Annotated in this window: 18 protein-coding genes and 1 pseudogene; 8 read left to right on the forward strand and 11 right to left on the reverse strand. The window is 64.4% G+C overall.

Going from position 1 to position 20,916, the window contains the following annotated elements; all coding sequences use genetic code 11:
- Positions 1–57: 57 nt before the first annotated feature.
- Positions 58–981, reverse strand: a complete 924-nt coding sequence (locus QNO18_RS07115) for a glycosyltransferase (RefSeq protein ID WP_283177114.1) — start codon at positions 979–981, stop codon at positions 58–60.
- Between the two features lie 151 nt (positions 982–1,132).
- On the opposite strand from QNO18_RS07115, the gene QNO18_RS07120 reads away from it, so the two are divergent.
- Positions 1,133–1,936: a hypothetical protein gene (locus tag QNO18_RS07120; RefSeq protein ID WP_283177115.1), complete on the forward strand. Its 804-nt coding sequence runs from the start codon at positions 1,133–1,135 to the stop codon at positions 1,934–1,936.
- A 3-nt stretch (positions 1,937–1,939) separates the two neighbouring features.
- Here the strand turns inward: QNO18_RS07120 and QNO18_RS07125 are convergent, their stop codons facing one another.
- Genes QNO18_RS07125 through rfbF form a run of 5 tightly spaced genes read right to left on the reverse strand, consistent with a single transcriptional unit; the run spans position 1,940 to position 6,353 of the window.
- On the reverse strand, positions 1,940–2,734 hold the full coding sequence (locus tag QNO18_RS07125; protein WP_283177116.1) for a glycosyltransferase family 25 protein: 795 nt from the start codon (positions 2,732–2,734) through the stop codon (positions 1,940–1,942).
- Between the two features lie 22 nt (positions 2,735–2,756).
- The gene (locus tag QNO18_RS07130) at positions 2,757–3,290 is read right to left on the reverse strand and encodes a dTDP-4-dehydrorhamnose 3,5-epimerase family protein (protein WP_283177117.1); all 534 of its coding nucleotides are present in this window, start codon (positions 3,288–3,290) and stop codon (positions 2,757–2,759) included.
- Positions 3,287–4,519, reverse strand: a complete 1,233-nt coding sequence (locus QNO18_RS07135) for a class I SAM-dependent methyltransferase (protein WP_283177118.1) — start codon at positions 4,517–4,519, stop codon at positions 3,287–3,289. Before QNO18_RS07135 ends, QNO18_RS07130 begins: the two co-directional genes overlap by 4 nt.
- Positions 4,516–5,586 carry a CDP-glucose 4,6-dehydratase gene (gene rfbG / locus QNO18_RS07140; RefSeq protein ID WP_283177119.1) on the reverse strand — a complete coding sequence of 357 codons (1,071 nt, stop codon included), beginning with the start codon at positions 5,584–5,586 and terminating at the stop codon, positions 4,516–4,518. Before rfbG ends, QNO18_RS07135 begins: the two co-directional genes overlap by 4 nt.
- Positions 5,583–6,353 carry a glucose-1-phosphate cytidylyltransferase gene (gene rfbF / locus QNO18_RS07145; RefSeq protein WP_283177120.1) on the reverse strand — a complete coding sequence of 257 codons (771 nt, stop codon included), beginning with the start codon at positions 6,351–6,353 and terminating at the stop codon, positions 5,583–5,585. Before rfbF ends, rfbG begins: the two co-directional genes overlap by 4 nt.
- Before the next feature lie 207 nt (positions 6,354–6,560).
- Here rfbF and QNO18_RS07150 point away from each other — a divergent pair, with 207 nt between their 5' ends.
- The 5 genes from QNO18_RS07150 to QNO18_RS07170 all read left to right on the forward strand — a co-directional run bounded on the left by QNO18_RS07150 (position 6,561) and on the right by QNO18_RS07170 (position 8,844).
- The gene (locus QNO18_RS07150) at positions 6,561–6,836 is read left to right on the forward strand and encodes a hypothetical protein (RefSeq protein ID WP_283177121.1); all 276 of its coding nucleotides are present in this window, start codon (positions 6,561–6,563) and stop codon (positions 6,834–6,836) included.
- A gap of 112 nt (positions 6,837–6,948) precedes the next feature.
- Positions 6,949–7,425 (forward strand): anion permease, encoded by a 477-nt coding sequence (locus QNO18_RS07155; RefSeq protein WP_283177122.1) that lies wholly within the window; start codon positions 6,949–6,951, stop codon positions 7,423–7,425.
- Positions 7,365–7,943: an SLC13 family permease gene (locus QNO18_RS07160; RefSeq protein WP_283177123.1), complete on the forward strand. Its 579-nt coding sequence runs from the start codon at positions 7,365–7,367 to the stop codon at positions 7,941–7,943. The genes QNO18_RS07155 and QNO18_RS07160 overlap by 61 nt, the downstream gene beginning before the upstream one ends.
- Positions 7,944–7,948: 5 nt before the next feature.
- Positions 7,949–8,422, forward strand: coding sequence for a LysR family transcriptional regulator (locus QNO18_RS07165; RefSeq protein WP_283177124.1), 474 nt, complete (start codon positions 7,949–7,951; stop codon positions 8,420–8,422).
- Positions 8,423–8,442: 20 nt separating this feature from the next.
- Positions 8,443–8,844 carry a LysR substrate-binding domain-containing protein gene (locus tag QNO18_RS07170; RefSeq protein ID WP_283177125.1) on the forward strand — a complete coding sequence of 134 codons (402 nt, stop codon included), beginning with the start codon at positions 8,443–8,445 and terminating at the stop codon, positions 8,842–8,844.
- Between the two features lie 97 nt (positions 8,845–8,941).
- Here the strand turns inward: QNO18_RS07170 and infB are convergent, their stop codons facing one another.
- From infB to rimP, 4 genes and pseudogenes are all read right to left on the reverse strand, one after another.
- A complete protein-coding gene (infB, locus tag QNO18_RS07175) occupies positions 8,942–11,539 on the reverse strand; it encodes a translation initiation factor IF-2 (RefSeq protein WP_283177126.1) in 2,598 nt (865 codons plus the stop codon).
- 5 nt (positions 11,540–11,544) lie between these two features.
- A pseudogene (locus QNO18_RS07180) lies at positions 11,545–12,191 on the reverse strand (RNA-binding protein).
- A gap of 24 nt (positions 12,192–12,215) precedes the next feature.
- Positions 12,216–13,841 carry a transcription termination factor NusA gene (gene nusA / locus QNO18_RS07185; protein ID WP_283177127.1) on the reverse strand — a complete coding sequence of 542 codons (1,626 nt, stop codon included), beginning with the start codon at positions 13,839–13,841 and terminating at the stop codon, positions 12,216–12,218.
- Between the two features lie 52 nt (positions 13,842–13,893).
- Positions 13,894–14,511 (reverse strand): ribosome maturation factor RimP, encoded by a 618-nt coding sequence (gene rimP / locus QNO18_RS07190; protein ID WP_283177128.1) that lies wholly within the window; start codon positions 14,509–14,511, stop codon positions 13,894–13,896.
- A gap of 425 nt (positions 14,512–14,936) precedes the next feature.
- Here rimP and QNO18_RS07195 point away from each other — a divergent pair, with 425 nt between their 5' ends.
- Complete coding sequence (locus tag QNO18_RS07195) at positions 14,937–16,757, forward strand: autotransporter assembly complex family protein (protein ID WP_283177129.1); 1,821 nt, start codon at positions 14,937–14,939, stop codon at positions 16,755–16,757.
- Positions 16,757–20,305 (forward strand): translocation/assembly module TamB domain-containing protein, encoded by a 3,549-nt coding sequence (locus QNO18_RS07200; RefSeq protein ID WP_283177130.1) that lies wholly within the window; start codon positions 16,757–16,759, stop codon positions 20,303–20,305. The genes QNO18_RS07195 and QNO18_RS07200 overlap by 1 nt, the downstream gene beginning before the upstream one ends.
- A gap of 194 nt (positions 20,306–20,499) precedes the next feature.
- Here QNO18_RS07200 and QNO18_RS07205 read toward each other — a convergent pair whose 3' ends face one another.
- Complete coding sequence (locus tag QNO18_RS07205) at positions 20,500–20,697, reverse strand: hypothetical protein (RefSeq protein WP_198836724.1); 198 nt, start codon at positions 20,695–20,697, stop codon at positions 20,500–20,502.
- Between the last annotated feature and the right edge of the window lie 219 nt (positions 20,698–20,916).

Consider the following 20,916-nt stretch of genomic DNA (forward strand, 5'->3'; position numbering starts at 1 on the left):
CGGCTATTTGAATGCGTCTGTCGCATCAGGCCACAAGACGAAGCTGTCGCGGAAAACTCAGCGCCGCGCTTTTAATGATATGAGCTTGACCGCGCCATAAAGCCGGAATGCGGGCCGAATCAGCCGGGGGCGCACCATTGCCGTGAAAGCCCTGAGCCGCGCGCGCGCGCCCAGTTTTGCCGCCCGGCGCAGATAACGTGCGCCAAGGAACCAGCGTGCCTCGGACCATGCGGGAAAGCTTGCCTCATGCCGGGTCCAGGTCCGCAGGTAGCAGTCCAGCACCAGATCCGGATCCGAGCCTTGCGTCAGCTGCGCGCCGGGCGCGTCGGCGGCGCTGTGCAGGTGATAGATCCGCATGCCGGGCCGCGCCTCATACCAGGGCAGGCTGCCGCTGGCGATGAGCGCGCAGCACAGGCTGGTATCCTCGTCGATCTTCTGATCTGGATCGAGGCCGCCCAGGGCGAGAAACCGCGCGCGGCGGATCCAGAAACCGGTGCCAAGCCCGGCGATCTTGTGGCGCAGCGCGGCTTTTTGCGGCACCTGACCCGGGGCGAGGCGGCGGGTGACCGTTTCTTCCTGCCCTGAGGCATCGCGCCTGAGAACCGCACTGAAGCCGTAATCCACGGGTTCGCCTGTGGCGATTTCCAGGACGCGGGCCGCGTAACCGGGCAAGAGTTCATCATCATCGTCGAGGAAGAGGATGATCCCGCCCAAGGCCTCCGCCACGCCGAAATTCCGCGCCCCTGCCGCGCCGCGCAAACCGCTGTTGCACAAGACCCGGAGCCGCGTGTCCCATCCGGCCAGAACCTCGCTGGCCGGCACAGTGGAGGCATCATCGATCACCAGAACCTCCGCCCCCGCCGGCAGATCGGCCAGCGCCGAAGCGACCGCGCGTTTCAGCAGATCCGGGCGGTTATGCGTCGGGATCAGCACCGTCAGCGCAAGCCCCTCAGTTTTTACCGCATCCCGCCCCTCTGTCACTGCCAGGTCCCCCGTTTCCTGCGCTCTGACTAGCGCATTGCGCGGCGAATGGCGAGGCTGCGACGGGGCTGTGCCGCCCGCACTGGCAGCCCGGGCCGAATGGTGACAGAATGGACCCTTGTGATCCAATTCACGTAAATCCGAGGCAAGTATGGCTCCCCATTCGAAAAGCGGCTCTGGCGAGCGCGTTGTGCTGAGCATGAAATGGGGCAAGCTCTATCCGGCCAGCTATGTGAACGTGCTTTATAATGCCTGCCGCCGGAACATCACCGGGGATTTCCGTTTTGTCTGCCTGACGGATGACGCGACCGGGCTTGGCCCCGATATCGAGGCCTATCCGATCCCCGATCTTGGCCTGACACAGGGCATGTGGAAAAGCGGCGCCTGGGCCAAACTCGGGGTGTTTGAGCATGATCTTTACGGGCTGAAGGGCCGCGCGCTTTTCATCGACCTTGATATGGTGATCTGCGGCGCGCTGGACCCGTTTTTCGACCATCCGGCGCCGGTCCTAACCACGGATATGGGCGAGGGCTGGGGGCGGCCGTCGCGGGCCAATGCGCCCCGGGAGGCCGGGACCTGCATTTTCGCCTTTACGCTCGGCGCCGAAGGCCAGATTGTCGACCGCTTTACCGCAGACCGCGAAAAGGCGGTGCGCGACCATGTGATCGAGCAAAACTGGGTCGGGGCCGAAGCCAGCGCAATGGAGTATTGGCCCGATGGCTGGGTGATCAGCTTCAAGCGGCATTTGCGCCGACCAGTTGGCCTGGATCTGATCCTGCCCCCGAAAGCACCACCGGCCTCTGCCAAGGTGCTCGCCTTTCACGGCACGCCGCGCCCGATTGACCTTCTGCGCCCGGGCAACCGGTTCTGGGACAGGTTTCCGCATATGGGCCATGGCCAGGTGCGCTGGATGGCGGATTACTGGGTGGAAAACGGCGGCGATCTGCCGCGCTGATCCTCAGCCCTTAGGGGCGGGAAAGCGCCCTTTGCGGGTCAGATAGACCAGCTTTCCGATCATATTGCGAAAACGCAGCCCATATAGCGGCAGCCGCCGATACCAGGTAAATTTTCGTACATCGCTGTGCGACTGGCCGGTGATGGTGCTGGAATTGCCGTCATCGACATGGCTGGGAAAGGGTTCCAGGCCGTAATGGCGGAAGTCATGGATATGGACGCGGTCAAGTTCATGATCGATGGGCCGGGTGATCGGCAGCGTCGCGGGCAACAGCCGCGCCACCAGATCGCGGCGGATCAGATAGGCGCCAAGCCCCGTCGCGGGGCCGAGATAGGCGTTCAGATCCCAGATGCCGAGCTTTTTCTGCCGCAAAGGCTGTTTGGCGCGGATCTTGTTGAGCTTCAGGAAATCCCAGTCGGCCCTGGCGGCCAGCGCCGTTTGCAGCGCGGTCATGAATTCGGGATGGAAGACGACATCATCCTCCATCACCAGCGCCACATCCTTGCCGGAGTCGAGAAACGCCTGCCAGACCGCGATATGCGAATGGTAGCAGCCAATCTCGCCCGGAAGCACCTCGCGGCCCACATTGCGGCGAAAGGCGGCAAGGTCGACATTCTGCACCAGCCGGTTCCATTCCACGCGGCCATCGGTGGCCTCGTGCAGGCTATAGGGCAGGTTCAGTGCCGAAAGCTGTGCTTCCATAGCGGCGCGCCGCTGTGCTGATCGCGGCAGGTTGATCAGCCAGGCGCCGAAATCCGGCAGAGCTTGCGGGTCGGGCAGCGCTTGCGGGTCTGGCATGTTCACTCCTGGTCAGGTCAGGTCAGGTCAGGCTGGCGAAGGGCGGCAGGGCGGCGTCGGCGTCAGAGATCACCGCAGGCCGCGCGGGCCAGGTGATGGCGAGATCGGGGTCATCCCAGGCGATGCCGCGCCCATGGCCGGGGATATAGGCGGGCGCCATCATATATTGAACCACTGCGCCGGGCGTCAGGCTGAGAAAGCCATGCGCAAAGCCTTTGGGGATATAGATGCCGTTCATCCGCGCCGCATCCAGTTCAACCGCATACCATGCGCCGCGCGTCGGGCCGGGGCGCAGATCGACCGCCACATCCCAGACCCGGCCCGCGACACAGCGGACCAGCTTCTCCTCGGCAAACTCACCGGCCTGGTAATGCAGTCCCCGCAAGGTATGGACCGCCGTATTGGTCGAAAGATTGACCTGCACCGGCTGAAAATCCACCCCGGCCGCCAGAAAGCTGTCACGGCAAAAGACCCGCGCGAACTGCCCGCGCGTATCCTGATGCGGATGAGCTTCGACCTGGATCAGGCCGGGAAAGGGTGTCGGGATCAGTCTCATCCGATCTGAAGCGCCGGGATCGCGGTGACGAATTCGCCACCCCAGGTGCGGATCTGCGCCTGTTGGTAGCGGACCTCGGCTGCGATGTTCCAGGGCAGGATCACCAGGTAATCCGGGCGGCGGGCGGCGATTTCCTCGGGCGCGAAGACCGGGATATGGCTGCCCGGCAACAGGGTCGCCTGTTTCTCGGGGTTGCGGTCGACGACGAAGGCGATGTCATCCGCGCCGATGCCGGCCACGTTGAGGAAGGTGTTGCCCTTGGCCGCCGCACCATAGCCCGCGATGGTCTTGCCGTCTTCACGCGCACGCGCCACGAAGGCGCGGAAGGCGCTTGTGATTGCCGCGACCTTGCCGGCGAGATCGCCATATCCGGCAGCCTGATCCAGCTTCAGGCGCGTCTCTTCCGCCGCGACCTCTGCGAGGCCCGGCCCCGGCTGATGCGCGCCCTTATGGCCGACAAAGACCCGCAGCGAGCCGCCATGGGTTGGCAGGCGTTCGACATCGAAGACCTCCAGCCCGGCCTCATCCATCAGGCGGCGCACGAAGGTCAGCGACAGGTAGGAATAGTGTTCGTGATAGATCGTATCGAACTGTACCTGTTCGATCAGCCGCGCCAGATGCGGAAATTCAAAGGTCGCAACGCCTTCGGGGTTCAGCAGCACCCGGAATCCGGCAGCGAAATCGCGGATATCGGGGACATGGGCCAGCACGTTATTCGCGGCCATCAGGTCGGCGCCATGGCCCTCTTCACGCAGCTGCCGCGCGGTCGCTTCGCCGAAGAACGCGACCCGCGTGGGCACGCCCTTTGCCTCGGCAAGGCTTGCGGCATGGCCGGCGGGTTCGACCCCATGCACCGGGACACCATCCGCCACGAAATGCTGCAGCAGATAGCCGTCATTCGACGCGATCTCGACTACCTTCGACTGCGGGCCAAGCCCAAACCGCGCCGTCATGGCGGTCGCATAGCGGCGGGCATGTTCGACCCAGCCCTGGGAAAAGGACGAGAGATAGGCATAGCCGTGCGAGAAGATTGCGTCCGCAGGCACGGTCTCGGTCGTCTGGGCAAGCCAGCAGCTGTTGCAGACCATGACATGGAGGGGAAAGCGCCGCTCGGCGGCCTGGGCGCCCGCATCCCCTGCGGGTAGGTAGCTGTTTGCAAGCGGGGTCTCGCCCAGATCGACGAGCGTCTGGGTCAGGGCTGCGTTGCAAAAGCGGCAGGAACGGGTCACGGGCGGATATCCTCGTAAAGGGCAATCTGGTGGTCGGTGAGCGCGGTCACATCCTGCCCCTCCGCCCAGGCGGCATACCAGTCAGCGGTGAGGCCGATGGTCCGGGCGGCGTCAAGGCGCGGCGTCCAGCCAAGCACCTTCTGCGCCAGCGCGGAGTTGATACCAAGGAGCGCCATTTCATGCGGGCCGGTTTGACTGTCCTGCGCAAAAGCGGTGGGTCGTCCCATGGCCGAGAGCAGGCGGTTCGTCAGGACGCCGACCGCGACCGGCTCTGCCCCCTCGGCAGGGCCAAAATTCAGCGCATCGGGCAGGGGCGCGTCACCTGTCATCGCCTCAAGCAGGGTGAGATAGCCGTCAAGACATTCCAGCACATGCTGCCAGGGCCGGGTCGAGGTGGGGTTGCGCAGCACCGGCACCTCATCTGCGGCCAGCGCACGGATGATATCGGGGATCAGCCGGTCCTCCGACCAGTCGCCGCCGCCGATCACATTGCCGCCCCGCGCGGTCATCAGCCGGGGGCCGGCCTCGGTGCAGAAAGACTGCCGCCACGAGGCCACAGCGATCTCGGTCGCGGCTTTCGAGGCCGAGTAGGGGTCATGCCCGCCCAGCCGGTCGCCTTCCTCATAGGCACGGCCGGAGCCGTCATTCTCATAGACCTTGTCCGAGGTGATCACGAGCACCGCGCGCGGGCGTGCCAGCCGCTGCAGCGCGTCGAGGAGATGCAGCGTGCCCATCACATTGGTGGCAAAGGTCGCGACCGGTTCTGCGTAAGACCGCCGCACCAGCGGCTGTGCGGCCATATGCAGCACCAGATCGGGCTGCGCCTGTGCCACGGCCGCGTCAACCGCCGCCGCATCGCGCAGATCGACCAGATGCGAGGCCGCGAGATGATCCTCGCCCAGAAGCGTCGAGAGGTTCGGCCCGGGCTCCGGGGCCAAAGCGAGGCCGGTCACGGCCGCACCGCGCCGGGCCAGCCAGCGGCCCGCCCAGGCGCCCTTGAACCCGGTATGGCCGGTCAGGAGAACGCGCTTCCCGGCCCAGAAGTCGCTCGCGGAACCAGAGGTCACGACCAGATTTTCCAGGGCGCGGCCCCACCGGCCCAGAGCTTTTCCAGATGGTTGCGGTCGCGCAGTGTATCCATCGCGTGCCAGAACCCGGGATGGCGCCAGGCCTGCAGCTCGCCGTCGCGGGCGAGCCCCTCAAGCGGATCTCCCTCGAACGGGGTCGGATCTCCCTCGATCCGGTCCAGAACCTCACGCTCCAGCACGAAAAAGCCGCCATTGATGCGGCCCTCATCCCCGGGCGGCTTTTCGATGAACCGCTCCACCTGGCCGCTTGCGGTGATCTCAAGCGCGCCATAGCGGCCCGGAGGCGTCACTGCCGCGATGGTCGCAAGCTTGCCATGGGCGCGGTGAAAGGCGATTTCCGCCGTGATATCGATATCCGAGACCCCGTCGCCATAGGTCATGCAAAAGGTCTGGCCAAGCCAGGGCTTTGCCCGTTTCAGCCGCCCCCCGGTCATCGAATTCTCGCCTGTGTCAATCAGCGTGATGCGCCAGGGTTCGGCGACCGAGCCGTGAAAAGTGATCTCGCCCGTCCGCGCATCGACCGTCATATCCGAGCTGTGCATGACGTAATTGGCGAAATATTCCTTGATCATATGGCCGCGATAGCCAAGGCAGATCACGAAATCGGTAATGCCGTGATGGGCATAGATCTTCATGATATGCCACAATATCGGGCGGCTGCCGATCTCGATCATCGGCTTGGGTTTCAGATGGCTCTCTTCGGAGATCCGGGTGCCAAAGCCCCCTGCCAGGATAACAGCCTGCATGTCCACCCTCATATCCATCGCCCGCTATGTACAATATCGCGGGCGCGGATGACAACCTCCGGCGCAGGCAGGGACTGTGTCGGCGGCGGTCCTCAGCTTTTCCGGGGGGAGGCCCCGGTCATTCGATTGGTAAGCCCGGCGGCGGATATGCGATAGCGTGGACTGGCCAGACCGGATGGGGCGGCCAGGATGGCAGGAGAGGGTCTGATGGGCGCAGTACAAAGACAGGGCATGGCGGCGCTGATCACCCTGATGAGCCTTGCGCTCGCCGCAGGGCTGGCGCTCTGGCTGCCCTGGGGGATCGCCGGGACCGCCGGTCTGGGCGCGTTTTGCATCCTGATGTGGGCCAGTGGCGCAGTGCCGGAACATCTCACCGGGCTGATCTTCTTCGCGGTGGCGATCCTGAGCGGGCTGGCGGTGCCCGAAGTGGTGCTGGGGGATTTTCCTCCTCGACCTTCTGGCTGTTGTTCGGGGGGATGGTGATGGCGGCCTCGATCCGCTTTACCGGGCTCGGGCGGCGACTGGCGCCGCTTCTCGGGCGGCTGACGGGGCAGAGCCTTGGCGGCATCGTGGCGACGATCGTTGCGGTGGGGTGGTGCTGTCTTTCGTGCTGCCCTCGTCGATGGGGCGGATCGCGCTGTTGTTGCCGGTGGTGGCGGCGCTGGCGGATCACCTCGGATATGCGCAGGGGCGACCGGGGCGGATGGCCATGCTGATGGCGGCCACGTTTGGCGCCTGCCTGCCTGCCTATGCGATCCTGCCCGCCAATCTGCCGAACATGATCCTTGCGGGCAGTGCCGAAAGCCTCTGGCAATATCACATCGGCTATTTCGATTATTTCTGGCTGCATTTTCCGGTTCTGGGCGCGCTGAAGGCGGTGCTGCTGGTGGTGGTGATCCTGCGCCTCTATCCCGATCAGCCACCCGGGCGTCCGGAGCGGCATGAGGCGCCATCGGCCATGAGCCGGGCCGAGATCGCGCTTCTGGTGATCATCCTTGCGATGCTGGGCCTGTGGCTGACCGATGCGCTGCATCACATCTCGCCGGGCTGGATCGCGCTGGCGGGGCGGTGATCTGTCTCTGGCCGGGCGCCGGGCTGACCGGGCCGAAATGCCTGAATGAAGAGATCGGCTACGGCACCCTGTTCTTTGTCGCGGCGATCATGGGGCTCGGGGCGGTGATTGCGACCAGTGGGCTGGGCGAATGGATCGTCGGTCAGGCATCCGGGCTGATCGGGCTCGCGCCGGGGCAGCCGCTGCGCAGCACCCTGGCGCTTGGCGCGATCGCGACGCTGGTGGCGCTGGTGACCAATCAGCCCGGCGTGCCACTGGTCATGACCCCGGGCGCCGGCCATCTGGCAGAGGTGACCGGTCTGCCGCTGGCCACGGTGCTGATGACCCAGGCACTTGCGTTTTCCAATGTGATGCTGCCGTTTCAGGCGCCGCCTTTGATCATGGCCGCCCAGACCGGCAATCTGCCGATGCGCGAGATGACCCGGATCTGCCTGATCCTCTTCGGGCTGACGCTTCTGGTGCTGACGCCGCTTGATCTGGTCTGGTGGTGGTGTCTCGGCATGTTTCCGCTATCGTAACCACGATGGATATCCATGAGCTGCGCAGTTTTATCGCGGTGGCGGCGGTGGGCAGTATCACCCGCGCCTCGGAACAGCTTTGTCTGAGCCAGCCGGCGGTCAGCGCCCATATCAAAGCATTGGAGGAGGAGCTGGGCCTCGTGCTCTTCCGGCGCAATCCGCGTGGGATGGGGCTGACCGATGACGGTGCCCGGCTGCTGTCCGGGGCCGAAGCAATCCTGGCGGCGCATCGCGACTTCCTCGCCTGTGCGCAGCTTTTGCGCGGGCGGCTGTCCGGCCCGCTGCGGATCGCGGGGGGCGGCAATTCTGACCCGGAACCGCCAGGCCTTCTGGTTAGCGCGCTTTCTGCCCGCCATCCGGAAATCGCGGTGACCCTGGTACAGGCGAGCAGCGGTGAGGTGATCCGCGGGCTGCGGGAGGGCAATTTTGACGCAGGGTTCTTCAATGCGCCCGCGCCGGACGGTGCCGGGAGGATCTGAGTGATCTGACGCAGCGGGTGGTGGGGCGGTTCAGCATCTGGCTTGCCGCGCCGAAAGGCATGGTGGCGGATCCGTCCGATCCCGACTGGCAGGCCCTGGCAGAACAGACCTGGATCCTGCCCTCCGAGCGCCCGAGCTGTTGTGGCCTGGCTGGCGAGGCGCTGTTCCTGCGCCACCAGTTCCGTCCGCGCCAGGTGATCGGGATCGACCGCGAGGCCGCAACCCGCAGCCTGATCGCAAGCGGGGCCGGTCCCGGCTTTCTCCATGACAGGGCGGCGTTTGCCGCGCGCGACAATGGCGAGCTGGAGCTGATCTGCCAGGCCGGGCAGGGCGGTGATGTGGTTTTCGCAACCCTCGCCAGTCGGGCGGAAGAGCCGCTGATTGCTGCCACAGGCGCAATCGCAGATGATCTCTGGCCGTGATCGCGCAGCAGCCAGAGCCCAAAACAGATAACAAATGAAAAAGGCCGGGACATGATCCCGGCCTTTTTCATAGTCACTACGCTTTGAGGCCGGGCGCTCAGAGGCTGCGCTGGATCTCTTCGCGTTCGAAGATCTCGATCACGTCGCCCTGACGGATATCCTCGTAGCGTTCAAACGCCATACCGCATTCGGTGCCGGACTGGACCTCTTTGACCTCGTCCTTGTGGCGCTTCAGCGTTTTCAGCGTGCCTTCATGGATCACCACATTGTCACGCAGCAGGCGCACGCCAGCCGAACGGCGGGCAATGCCTTCGGTGACCAGACAGCCTGCGACATTGCCGGTGCCGGTGATGCGGAAGACCTCGAGGATCTTCGCATAGCCGATGAAATGCTCGCGGATCTCGGCCTTGAGCATGCCCGAAGCCGCCTGTTTCATATCATCCAGCAGATCATAGATGATCGAATAATAGCGGATCTCGACGCTCTTTTGCTGCGCCGAAGCGCGGGCGGTCGCGTTGGGACGCACGTTGAAGGCAAGGATCGGCGCGCCCGAAGCATCGGCCAGGCCCACATCCGAATCGGTGATAGCCCCGACACCGTAATGCAGGATCCGGATCCGGACCTCGTCATTGCCAACCTTTTCCAGCGCCTGGACAATGGCCTCAGCCGAGCCCTGGACGTCTGCCTTCACGATCACCGGCAGCACGGCCACATCCTTGTCAGCCTTGGCTTTCGCCATCAGCTGTTCCAGCGTGGTTGCAGCACCGGCAGCCGCACGTTTGTCCTTGGTCGCTTTCTCGCGGTAATCGGCGATCTCGCGGGCCTGGGCCTCGGATGCCACCACGTCAAGCGTGTCACCAGCCGAAGGCGTCCCATCTAGGCCAAGAACCTCGACCGGAACCGAAGGACCGGCTTCAAGCACGGTCTCGCCCTTGTCATTCACAAGCGCGCGGACCTTACCCCATTTCTCGCCGACGACGAAGATATCGCCCTTCTTCAGCGTGCCGTTCTGCACGAGAACCGTCGCCACCGGGCCGCGGCCCACATCCAGCTTGGCCTCGACCACGGCCGCACGGGCGGCCCGGTTCGGGTTGGCTTTCAGGTCAAGCACTTCGGCCTGGATCGCGATGGCTTCCAGCAGGTCGTCAATGCCCTGGCCGGTATGGGCCGAGACCTCGACATCCTGCACGTCGCCCGACATCGCCTCGACGACGATCTCGTGCTGCAGAAGATCGGTGCGCACCTTGGTCGGATTGGCCGAAGGTTTGTCGATTTTGTTGATCGCCACGATGATCGGGACGCCCGCCGCTTTCGCGTGGGAAATCGCCTCGACCGTCTGCGGCATAACCGCGTCATCCGCCGCGACCACCAGCACCACGATATCCGTCACCTGGGCGCCACGGGCGCGCATCGAGGTGAAGGCCGCGTGGCCGGGCGTGTCGAGGAAGGTGATCAGCTGGCCGTTCGGGGCTTTCACCTGATAGGCGCCGATATGCTGGGTGATGCCGCCGGCTTCACCCGTGGCCACAGTAGCCTTGCGGATCTTGTCCAGGAGCGAGGTCTTGCCGTGGTCGACATGGCCCATGATCGTCACAACCGGCGAGCGGGTGATCAGGTCATCGGCTTTGTCCACAACGGTGTCGATCGACTGTTCAACGTCAGCATCCGAGACGCGGACAGCACGGTGGCCGAATTCCCCGATCACCAGTTCAGCCGTATCGGCATCAATGGATTGGTTCATCGTGACCATCATGCCCATTTTCATCAGCGATTTGACGACATCGGCGGCACGTTCGGCCATCCGGTTCGCCAGTTCGCTGATCACAATGGTCTCAGGCAACTGCACATCGCGGGCCTGCTTCTCGGGCTTCGAGAAGCCCATTGCCTTCTGGCGGGCCTTTTCCTGCTTGCGCTTCATCGCAGCAAGGCTGCGCTGACGTCCGCCTTCTTCATTGGTCGCAGCCGAGAGTGTCAGCTTGCCGGCACGGCGGTCGCCTTCGCCGCGACGTGCGGCGCCGCGATCGGTGTCGCGATTCTCACGCTCGCGCTCGGTCTTGCGCGGCGTGGTGGCCGGGCGCGGGCCGGTGGCGTCGGTTGCACCGGGGCGCGGACGGCTCTGGCCGGCGCCGCGATCTGCGGGTACGCCCGGATCGGCTTCGGCTGCGGTCTTTGCAGGCGCTTCGGGGGCTGCGGGCTGACGACGCTGCGTGCCAAGCACATCAGCCTTACGGGCTGCGGCTTTGGCCTTAGCCTCTTCCTCGGCCTCGCGCTTGACGCGCTCTTCCTCTTCGGCTTTCGCCCGGAGAGCGGCCTCGCGCTGGCGATCCTCGCGCTCTTTCGCCTCGATTTCCTCGCGGCGGCGCTGGCGTTCCTCTTCGCGTTCTTTTTCCTCGGCAGCCCGTCTGGCTGCATCTTCCTGCTCGCGTGCTTTGGCACTGCGCAGAGCGTCGAGGCGGCGCTGCATTTCAGCATCAGAGATGCCTGCGGGCCGTTTCGACGGGTCGCCCAGATGCGACGCGCCGGCCCCGCCGGCAGCCGTACCGGGCTTTGCCTGGGCAGGCACCACAACGCGCTTGCGTTTGGTCTCTACGACCACCGCATGGGTGCGTCCGTGCGAGAAGCTTTGCTTCACCGAACCGGAACGTGGGCCACCACCGCCAAGCCCGAGGGGTTTTTTGCCGTCAGTATCGCTCATACGTCTTACATATCCTTCCCGGCGGATATCCCGCCGACATGCTCTGCGTCCGGTTCGCCCGATGGCGCCCTGAAGCCGGAGAGCCTTGCCGCTTCCTCTACTATGCGTGGACTGAGTCCACCAGCGGCAAGCGCCGCGTGTATTGCACGTTCACGACCGAATGCCAAACCCAATTCCCCGGCAGAAAGCCAGGAAATCAGGGTGTTTTTGCCTTCGGGGGGCGCAGCTTGCTTTTGCCGCGTTCCGATCCGTCTTCTGCCTGGATCAGGACACGCGCGGTCCCCTTCACCAGCCACTCTTTCACCTTCTCATATCCGGTGACCGCATCGCCGGATTTGCGGGCCAGCGAGATCAGTTCGATCACCCGTCTTGTCAGCAGATCATGGACCGTATCTGCCAGGTCTTCCGGAGCCATCACAGGGGCGCGCGCCGCCCGGGCGAAGAGCCCCTTCTTCGCGGCTTTCGTCACCAGATCCCGGTCGGCCGAGACCCAGATCCCCCGGCCGGGCAGGCGTTCCAGAATATCCGGAACGATTTGCCCGTCAGGTCCGACGACGAAACGGACGAGGCCGGTTTTCGACCCCGTCTCGCCGGAAGCGATACATTTGCGCTCCGGCTCGTCCCTTGATTTATCCCGGCCACCGCGCGTCATCGCGGAAACTCCCGAGGCCTGAGATCAGGCCCCGGTCTCCTCTTCGCCGGTTTCATCTTCTTCGGTCTCTTCTGCCTCTGCCGGCATCATTTCGGTCGGGTCGACCCAACCCAGCATGACGCGCGCGGTCATGACCAGGTTCTGTGCATCATCAAGCGACACGCCGAATTTCTCGAGCAGGCCGTCGTCTTTCTTGCGCTGGCCGTTTTCCGTGGTCCAGCCGCCGGCCAGTTCCCAGTCGGCGCAGGTTGCGAAATCTTCCAGCGTCTTCACGCCGTCTTTACCCAGCACTTCCAGCATCTGGGGAGTGAGGCCCTCGAATTCAATGAGGCTTTCCTCGACACCCATCGCGCGGGCGGCTTCCAGAGACTTTTTCGCCTGCTCTTCCAGGTAGTCGCGGGCGCGGGCCTGCAATTCGTCTGCGGTGCCTTCGTCAAAGCCGTCGATGGACAAAAGCTCGTCCTGGTCGACATAGGCGACTTCTTCGAGATTGGTGAAGCCTTCGGCCACCAAGAGCTGCGCCATCATCTCGTCCACGTCCAGCGTCTCCATGAAGAGCGCGGTGCGGGCGGCGAATTCAGCCTGGCGGCGGGTCGATTCTTCGGCTTCGGTCAGGATATCGATGTCCAGAGCCGTCAGCTGCGAGGCCAGACGCACGTTCTGACCGCGACGGCCGATGGCGAGCGAGAGCTGCTCGTCCGGTACCACGACCTCGATCTTGCCGCCTTCATCGTCGAAGACAACCTTGGAGACCTGGGCCGGTTGCAGCGCGTTCACGAGGAAGGTCGCCTGGTCCTGGTTCCACGGAATGATGTCGATCTTCTCGCCCTGCAGCTCGTTCACCACGGCCTGGACGCGGCTGCCGCGCATACCGACGCAGGCGCCGACCGGATCGATCGAGTTGTCATAGGAAATCACTGCGATCTTGGCGCGCGAGCCGGGGTCACGGGCCACGGCCTTGATCTCGATGATGCCGTCATAGATTTCCGGCACTTCCATCTTGAAGAGCTCGGCCATGAATTGCGGGTCGGTGCGCGACAGGAACACCTGCGGGCCACGGACTTCGCGGCGCACGTCTTTGATATAGCAGCGGATGCGGTCGCCGATGCGATACGCTTCGCGGCCGATCTTTTCGTTGCGGCGCAGGATGCCCTCGCCACGGCCGATATCGACGATGACATTGCCATATTCTTCGCGTTTGACTGCGCCGTTGATGATGGTGCCCTTGCGATCCTTGAATTCGTCGAACTGACGATCACGCTCAGCCTCGCGAACGCGCTGCAGGATCACCTGTTTCGCCGATTGCGCGGCGATGCGGCCCAGATCGACCGGGGGCACTTCGTCAACGATCTCGTCGCCGATGGCCGGGTCTTTCAGGTAGTCTTTCGCCTGTTTGACAGTCAGCTGGGCGTGGTAGTTCTCAACCGCATCATCCTCGACCACGGTGCGCACGCGGGTGAAGCTTGCGCGGCCCGTCTTGCGATCGATGGCGACACGGATGTCCATATCGGCGCCGTAACGCGATTTCGCCGCACGGGCGAGGCTGTCTTCCATCGCCTGGATCACCAGATCCGGGTCAATCATCTTCTCGCGCGCAACGGCCTCTGCGGTCTGCAAAAGCTCAAGCTGGTTGGCCGAGGTAATCGCCATTTGGGTCTCTCCCGCTCTCGTGTCAGGTTCTGGAAGTCAGTATTCGGTAGCGTCAGTGTTTCGTCTCGGGCGTGTCGGAAATGTCTTCCTCTTCGCCTTCGACTTCTTCGATCTCGTCAAAACCGCCCTCTTCGGGCAGTGCGACTTTGCGCTGGCGCAGCATCTCGGCGATCAGCTCATCCGTCAGGACCAGTTTCGCATCCGCCAGCCAGTCGAATTGCAGCCCGATGATCACAAGCTGACCGTGCTGTTCGATCTCGATCAGGATCTCGCCATCCTCGACGCCTTTCAGCTCGCCCTTAAAGCGGCGCTGGCCTTCGATCAGCTCGGTCGTCTCGATCCGCGCTTCCCAGCCGGCCCAGGCTTCGAAATCCTTCTCCCGGGTCAGCGGGCGGTCGATGCCGGGCGAGGAGACCTCGAGCACGTAATTCTCTTCGATCGGGTCTTCGACGTCGAAAACCGCCGACACCGCAGTCGAGATTTTCGAGCAATCTTCGACGCCGATGCCGCCCTCGGGCCTGTCGGCCATGATCTGGAGGGTGCGCTGGACCCTGCCCTGGCCGCCCATCAGACGGATGCGCACCAGTTCATAGCCGAGCCCCTCGATCACCGGAGTGGCGATTTCGGCGAGGCGGCGGTCAATGGCGGTTTTTGCGATCAGGTCGGACATGGCGGGCTCGGATATGCCTTTCGGGCGAAGGGTCTGGTGCGGTAACGGCAGGGCGGGGCGCGAAACAAAAAAGCGGGCTCAGCGGCCCGCTCATCTTTTCGGTAGCCCCGGGTTTGGACCCCGGCGCAGCTGTTGGAGCCTTATATAGGGCCAGTGACGTTTTCATGCAAGCGCTCAGTGGTCCGGCCACCGGTGGTGGCGGCGTCAGGGAGGCTCCGGCCAGCAAAACCAGGGCCTTAGCTGTCAGGACTGCGACGCGGCACCGGGGCGGTGGTCGCGAATCGGTGTGCCAGGCAGCCGGCTGCGCCGGGCAACAGAGGGGAACAGTTTGGGATAAGCCTGCCACAACACGCTAAATCTGTGGTTCTCCGGTTGCTCTTGGCCAGGAATTTGCGATACTTGACCGGTTGGCGGAGGGTGATGTTTTGCGTAGCTTTTTTCCAGGACTCCCAGGGCGCCGGCTGGCGCGCGTCACGCTGATTGCGGGGGGCATTTCCTGTTTCGCGCTGGAGCCCGGCCAGGCGCTGGACGGGGTCGCGTTTGACGTGGTGGGCGCGGATAAAGACCTTACCAGAACCCTGCGGCAATCGTCGCTTCTGGTGGCGCAGGTCTCTGAAAAGCAGACCGAGGCCGAAGATCTGTTTACCGCCGCGCGGGCCGATTACGGCCGCATCCTTGCCGCGCTTTACGCCGAGGGCTATTATTCGGCGGTGATCCGCATCACCATCGACGGGCGCGAAGCCGCGAATATCCCGCCGCTGGATGCGCCCTCCTCGGTCGGTGCGGTCAGCGTCTGGGTCGATCCCGGCCCGCGTTTCGAGTTTTCCGATACAGTAATCGACCCGCTGGCCAGCGATACGGTCCTGCCCGAGGAATTCGCCCGCGGCGAGGTCGCCCGCGCCGGGGTGATTGAAGAGGCGGTCTCGGCCTCGATCCTGCAATGGCGCGAGCGCAGCCATGCGAAAGCAAAGGTCGAGCGTGAGGATGTTACCGCCGATCACCGCAATAACACACTTTCGGCGCGGATCGGGATCCTGCCCGGCCCGTCGCTGCGGTTCGGCACGGTGACCGTCAAAGGCGCCGAACGGATGCGGGTGCAGCGCATCCTCAAAATCGCGGGCCTGCGCGAGGGGGAGAAATTCAGCCAGACCGAGCTGGACCGCGCCGCCAACCGGCTGCGGCGGTCAGGCGTTTTCTCGGCTGTGACGCTGACCGAGGGAGAGACACTGCAAAATGGCGGTCTCCTGCCCATCGAGATCTCGGTCACTGAACAGAAGACGCGGCGCTATTCCATCGGGGCTGAGCTGTCTTCGGTCGACGGGGTCGCGCTGACCGGCAACTGGATGCATCGCAATCTGCTGGGCGGCGGTGAGCGGCTCAAGGTCGAGGGCGCGATCAGCAATATCGGCTCGGGCGACAGCGGGGTGGATTACGAACTGGGCGTCACCATCGACCGCCCCGCCACGCTGACCCCGGACACCACGGCCGGGCTTCTGGCAAAGGTCGGCCATCTTGACGAGGTGGATTACTACGCCGATTACGCCGAATTCGGCCTGACCTTCACACAGTATTTCTCGGAACAGGTGACGTTCCGGGGCGGGCTTTCCTTCGAATATGTGCAGGGTGCGGATCCGACCGGCGATTTCCGCTACCGCAATCTCGCGCTGCCGCTGGGCGTGACCTGGGACCGCCGCGACAGCAGCACGGATGCGCGCAAGGGCTTTTATATCGATGCGACCGCCAAGCCGTTTTACGGGCTTGGCACCACCGGTTCGGGCGCGCGGCTGACCGCAGATATGCGCGGCTATCGCAGCTTTGCCGATAAGAAATACACCATCGCGGCGCGGATCCAGGGCGGTGCGATCGTCGGCAGCGAGCTCTTGGAAACGCCGCGCGATGATCTGTTCTTCTCGGGCGGCGGCGGTACGGTACGCGGCCAGCCCTATCGCTCGCTCGGGATCGACACGCCGGACGGCTCCGGCGGCACCTATCTGATCGGCGGCACCGAATTCGCCGCCGCCTCGATAGAGCTGCGCGCGCGGTTTGGCGAAAGCTGGGGAGGCGTGGCTTTCGTGGATGCCGGCTATGTCGGCGCCGATGGCGACAGCGAATCCCATGCCGGCGCCGGTCTTGGTGTACGCTATGAGACGGGCTTTGGCCCGATCCGCTTTGACGTGGCGGCTCCGGTCAGCGGCAAGACCGGGGACGGCGTGCAGATTTACATCGGTCTGGGGCAGGCATTCTGATGCGCTATATTCCTCTGATTCTCCCGGTTGTTGCGCTTACCGTGCTGCCGGGCGCCCCTATCCATGCGCAGGACAGCGCCGCTGATGATCGCGGCTGGCTGACTGCCATGCTGGAAGACAGCCTTTCGGGGGCCGGGCGCAAGGTGACGATCACCGGTTTCGCCGGCGCCTTGTCCTCGCGCGCGACGATCCAGAAACTGACCATCGCCGATGATCAGGGCGTCTGGCTGACCATCGACAATGCCGCCCTTGACTGGAGCCGCACCGCGCTTTTGTCGGGCGAGGTGATCGTCAACGAGCTTTCCGCCAGCTCGATCGTGCTGGACCGTATTCCGGCGGGCGATCCGGACGCGGTCGCCCCCGAGGCGGGGACGTTTGATTTCTCGCTGCCGGATCTGCCGGTCTCGATTGATATCGGCAAGGTCCAGGCCAACAGTATCGTGCTTGGGGAAAGCGTGCTCGGCCAGCAGCTGACCGGCACGCTGGCGGCGGAACTGCACCTTGCGGGCGGCGCCGGTACTGCCGATGTACTGATCGAACGTACCGATGACGGGCCCGAGGCGAAGATCGCGCTGAAAGGCAGCTATTCGAACGAGACGAAACAGCTGGCGCTTGATCTGGATGCGCGCGAAGGCGCGGGCGGGCTGGTCGCCACTGCGCTGGATCTTCCGGGCAAACCCGCCGCCGGGCTGAGCGTCAAAGGTCAGGGCACATTCGACGATTTCGCCGCCGATTTCCGGCTGGAAAGCGATGGCGAGGAACGTCTGGCCGGGCCGGTTACGGTGAAAACCATCGAGGCGGGCACCGGGTTCGAGGCGCGTCTGACCGGCAATCCGGCGCCTTTGTTCCTGCCGGAATATGCCGAATTCCTCGGCGACAGCCTGTCGCTTGATGTGGCCGGCACCAGCCTTAGCAGCGGCGAGCTGGATCTGGGCGAGGTCACGCTGAAAGCGCGCTCGCTGAACCTTGATGGCAAGCTGAAGCTTGATGCCGGCAAGATGCCGACCCTGATTAACCTGACCGGCACCTTGGCCAGCCCCGATGGCACCGCGGTGCTACTGCCGATCTCTGGCCCGGTGCCGACACGGGTGCAGGATGCGGCACTCGGGCTGCAATTCGATGCAGCGCAGGGCTCCGGCTGGACCATGCAGCTGAGCATGACCGGGCTTGACCGTGCTGACCTTTCGCTGGCCCGGGCCGGACTGATTGGCGGCGGCACGCTGGACCGACAGGACGGCAAGCCCGGGATCGAAGGAACGCTGATGTTCGACGCCGAAGGCATCGGGCGGCTTGACCCCGCGCTGATCACGGCGATCGGCCCGAAAGTCACCGGTCGCACCAGCTTCAGATGGCGCGAGGGCGACCAGTCGTTCAGCCTGCCGGAAATCTCCCTCAACGGCAGTGATTACGGGCTGACCGGCACTGTCGATATTGCCGGGATCGGCGAAGCGCTTTTGACCAGGCTTGATATGGTGGTGAAAGCCGGGGATCTGGGGCGCTTTTCGGGGCTGGCCGGGCGCCCGCTTGCCGGTGTGGCCGAAGTCGGGCTGAAAGGCACGGTGACGCCGCTGACCGGGGCGTTTGATCTTGATCTGAACGTGCTGGGCGAGGGGCTGAAATCCGGCATTGCTGAGGCCGACCGGCTGCTCGCGGGGCGTTCGGTCATCACAGCCTCGGCTCTGCGCGATATCACGGGCACCACGCTGCGCAGCTTCTCGGCCCAGGCGGCATCACTGAATGTCAGCGGCTCCGGCAAGCTGACCAGCCAGGGCGCTGATATCAAAGCCGATATCGACTGGAGCAACCTCGCCGATATCGGGGCGAATTATGGCGGCGGGCTGAAGGTCAGCGGCACGTTCACCGGTGATGCGGCCAATGGAACCGCAAGTTTCAGCGGCGAAAGCCAGGGGCTGCGCATCGGCCAGGCCGAGGTCGACCGGCTGATCTCGGGGCGCTCGGATATCAGGGCGACGGTGGCGCTGGTCGGCGGCGCGCCGATCCTGCGGGCGCTGAACCTCACCTCTCCCCATGTCACCGCCGAGGTGACGGGCGAGGGGGATCAGGGCGCGATGCGGGTCTCGGGGCGGCTGAGCGATCTTGGGCTGCTGGTCGCGGAATTCCCCGGGCCGGTGACGCTTTCGGGGCGGCTGACCCCGGCGGGGGGCGCGGATTTCGACAGCGATCTGCGGGTCCAGGGGCCGGCGGGGATCGATGCGCGGCTTACCGGTCGTATCGGCCCGGTGCCGGATCTGACCGTCACCGGCAGCGGCGAGGCAGGGGTGGCCAATCCCTTCACCGATCCGATCACTGTCGCGGGGCGGCTGGGTTATGACATCCGCCTTCAGGGCGGCTGGGGTGTGACGAATGCCGCCGGTCGGGTGACGCTCTCGAATGGTCAGCTGGCCGTGCCTGCGCGGGGGATCTCTTTCGAGCGGATGGCGGCGACGGCGGATCTCTCGGGTGGTACGGTGCGGCTTGCGCTGACGACTGATGTGACGCGGGGCGGGCGGATACGGGTCGACGGACCGCTGGCGCTGGCCGCGCCATTCAACGCCGATCTGACCATCCAGGCCGACCGGGTCCATTTGCGCGATGCCGAGCTTTACGACACTACCATTGATGCGGCGCTGGCACTGAGCGGGCCACTGATGGGCGCGGCGCGGCTTTCGGGCACGGTGCAGATCGGCGAGACCGAGTTGCGCGTGCCCTCGACCGGCTTTGCTTCGGCGGCCGATATGGAGAAGATCCGCCATGTCGGGGATTCGAGCGCGGTGCGGGCCACCCGCGACCGGGCGGGACTGGGGGCCGTACCGCCGGGCGGTGCTGCGGCAGAGGCCGGCTCTGGCATGCCGCCCTGTGCGCTGGACCTGGTGATCCAGGCGCCGAACCGGATTTTCGTGCGCGGACGCGGGCTTGATGCCGAACTGGGCGGGCAGCTGCGCGTTGGTGGCACGCTGAACAATATCGTGCCCGCCGGCAGTTTCGACCTGATCCGGGGCCGTCTCGATATCCTCGGCAAACGCCTCGTGCTGGATGTCGCGTCGCTGACGATGGAAGGCAGCCTCGTGCCCTATATCAATTTCCAGGCGAGCAACGTTTCGGATGAGGTGACCAGCACCGTGACTGTCTCGGGCCCGGCCAATGACCCGGAAGTGACCTTCTCTTCTGACCCGGAGAAGCCACAGGAAGAGGTTCTTGCCTGGCTTCTGTTCGGGCGTGGGCTGGATACGATCTCGGCCTTCCAGGCAGCGCAGCTGGCCAATGCGGTGGCCACGCTGGCGGGCCGCGGTGGCGAGGGGATCGTCAATAAACTGCGGCGCGGCTTTGGTTTTGACGATCTGGATGTCTCGACCTCGGCGGACGGGAATACATCGGTCAGCGCCGGGAAATATATCTCAGAGAAAGTCTATACCGAGGTCGGCGTTGATCAGTCCGGCAATACGCGGGTCAACCTCAACCTGAGCCTGAAGCCCGGTGTCACGGTCAAGGGCAGGGTCGACAGCGATGGCAGCAGCGGCATCGGTATCTTCATGGAGCGCGATTACTGAGGCCAGTCAGGCCGGCACTGAGGGGCCAGCACGGGCAGGCCAGTGAAAACGGAAAAGGGCCACCCTGGCGGGTGGCCCTTTTTCTGTCCGGCCTCACTGCGATATACCGCACAGCTGAAGGAGAGGAGGCAAAAAAAAGAGCCAGCCCGAAGGCTGACCCTTTTAAGTTTCTGCGCGAGTTATGCGCAGTTGGCTCAGCTGTCGCTGCCGCAAGCAACGGCGCAGAGAACCGCAGCACCGATCAGCAGCGGGACGAGAACGCCACCGGTGCTCGAGGTGCGCTCGGTAACAACTACCGGTTCAACGTCGTCAACGACGACAACCGGGCCACCAGCGAAAGCAGCCGAGCCCACGAGGGACAGTGCGACTGCAGCAGTCATGACTTTCTTCATCGGAAACCTCCAGAACGACTCCACCTTCCGGATAGCATTTTTCTGCTCAGGACAAAAGCTAATCTCACGCGCTGAGCGGAAACTGTGGCAGCGGTGCAATGAATTCGCCCTGCGGATGCAGAGATCCGCCAATCCTGTCGGACTTAACCCTGAAAATGATGCTTTTTAAGGCCGAAAGCGCGAAATTTGAGGGGGCGCTGGCAATCGTCGCGTGGCCAG

The organism is Gemmobacter sp. 24YEA27 (assembly GCF_030052995.1).
Classification (GTDB): Bacteria; Pseudomonadota; Alphaproteobacteria; order Rhodobacterales; family Rhodobacteraceae; genus Pseudogemmobacter.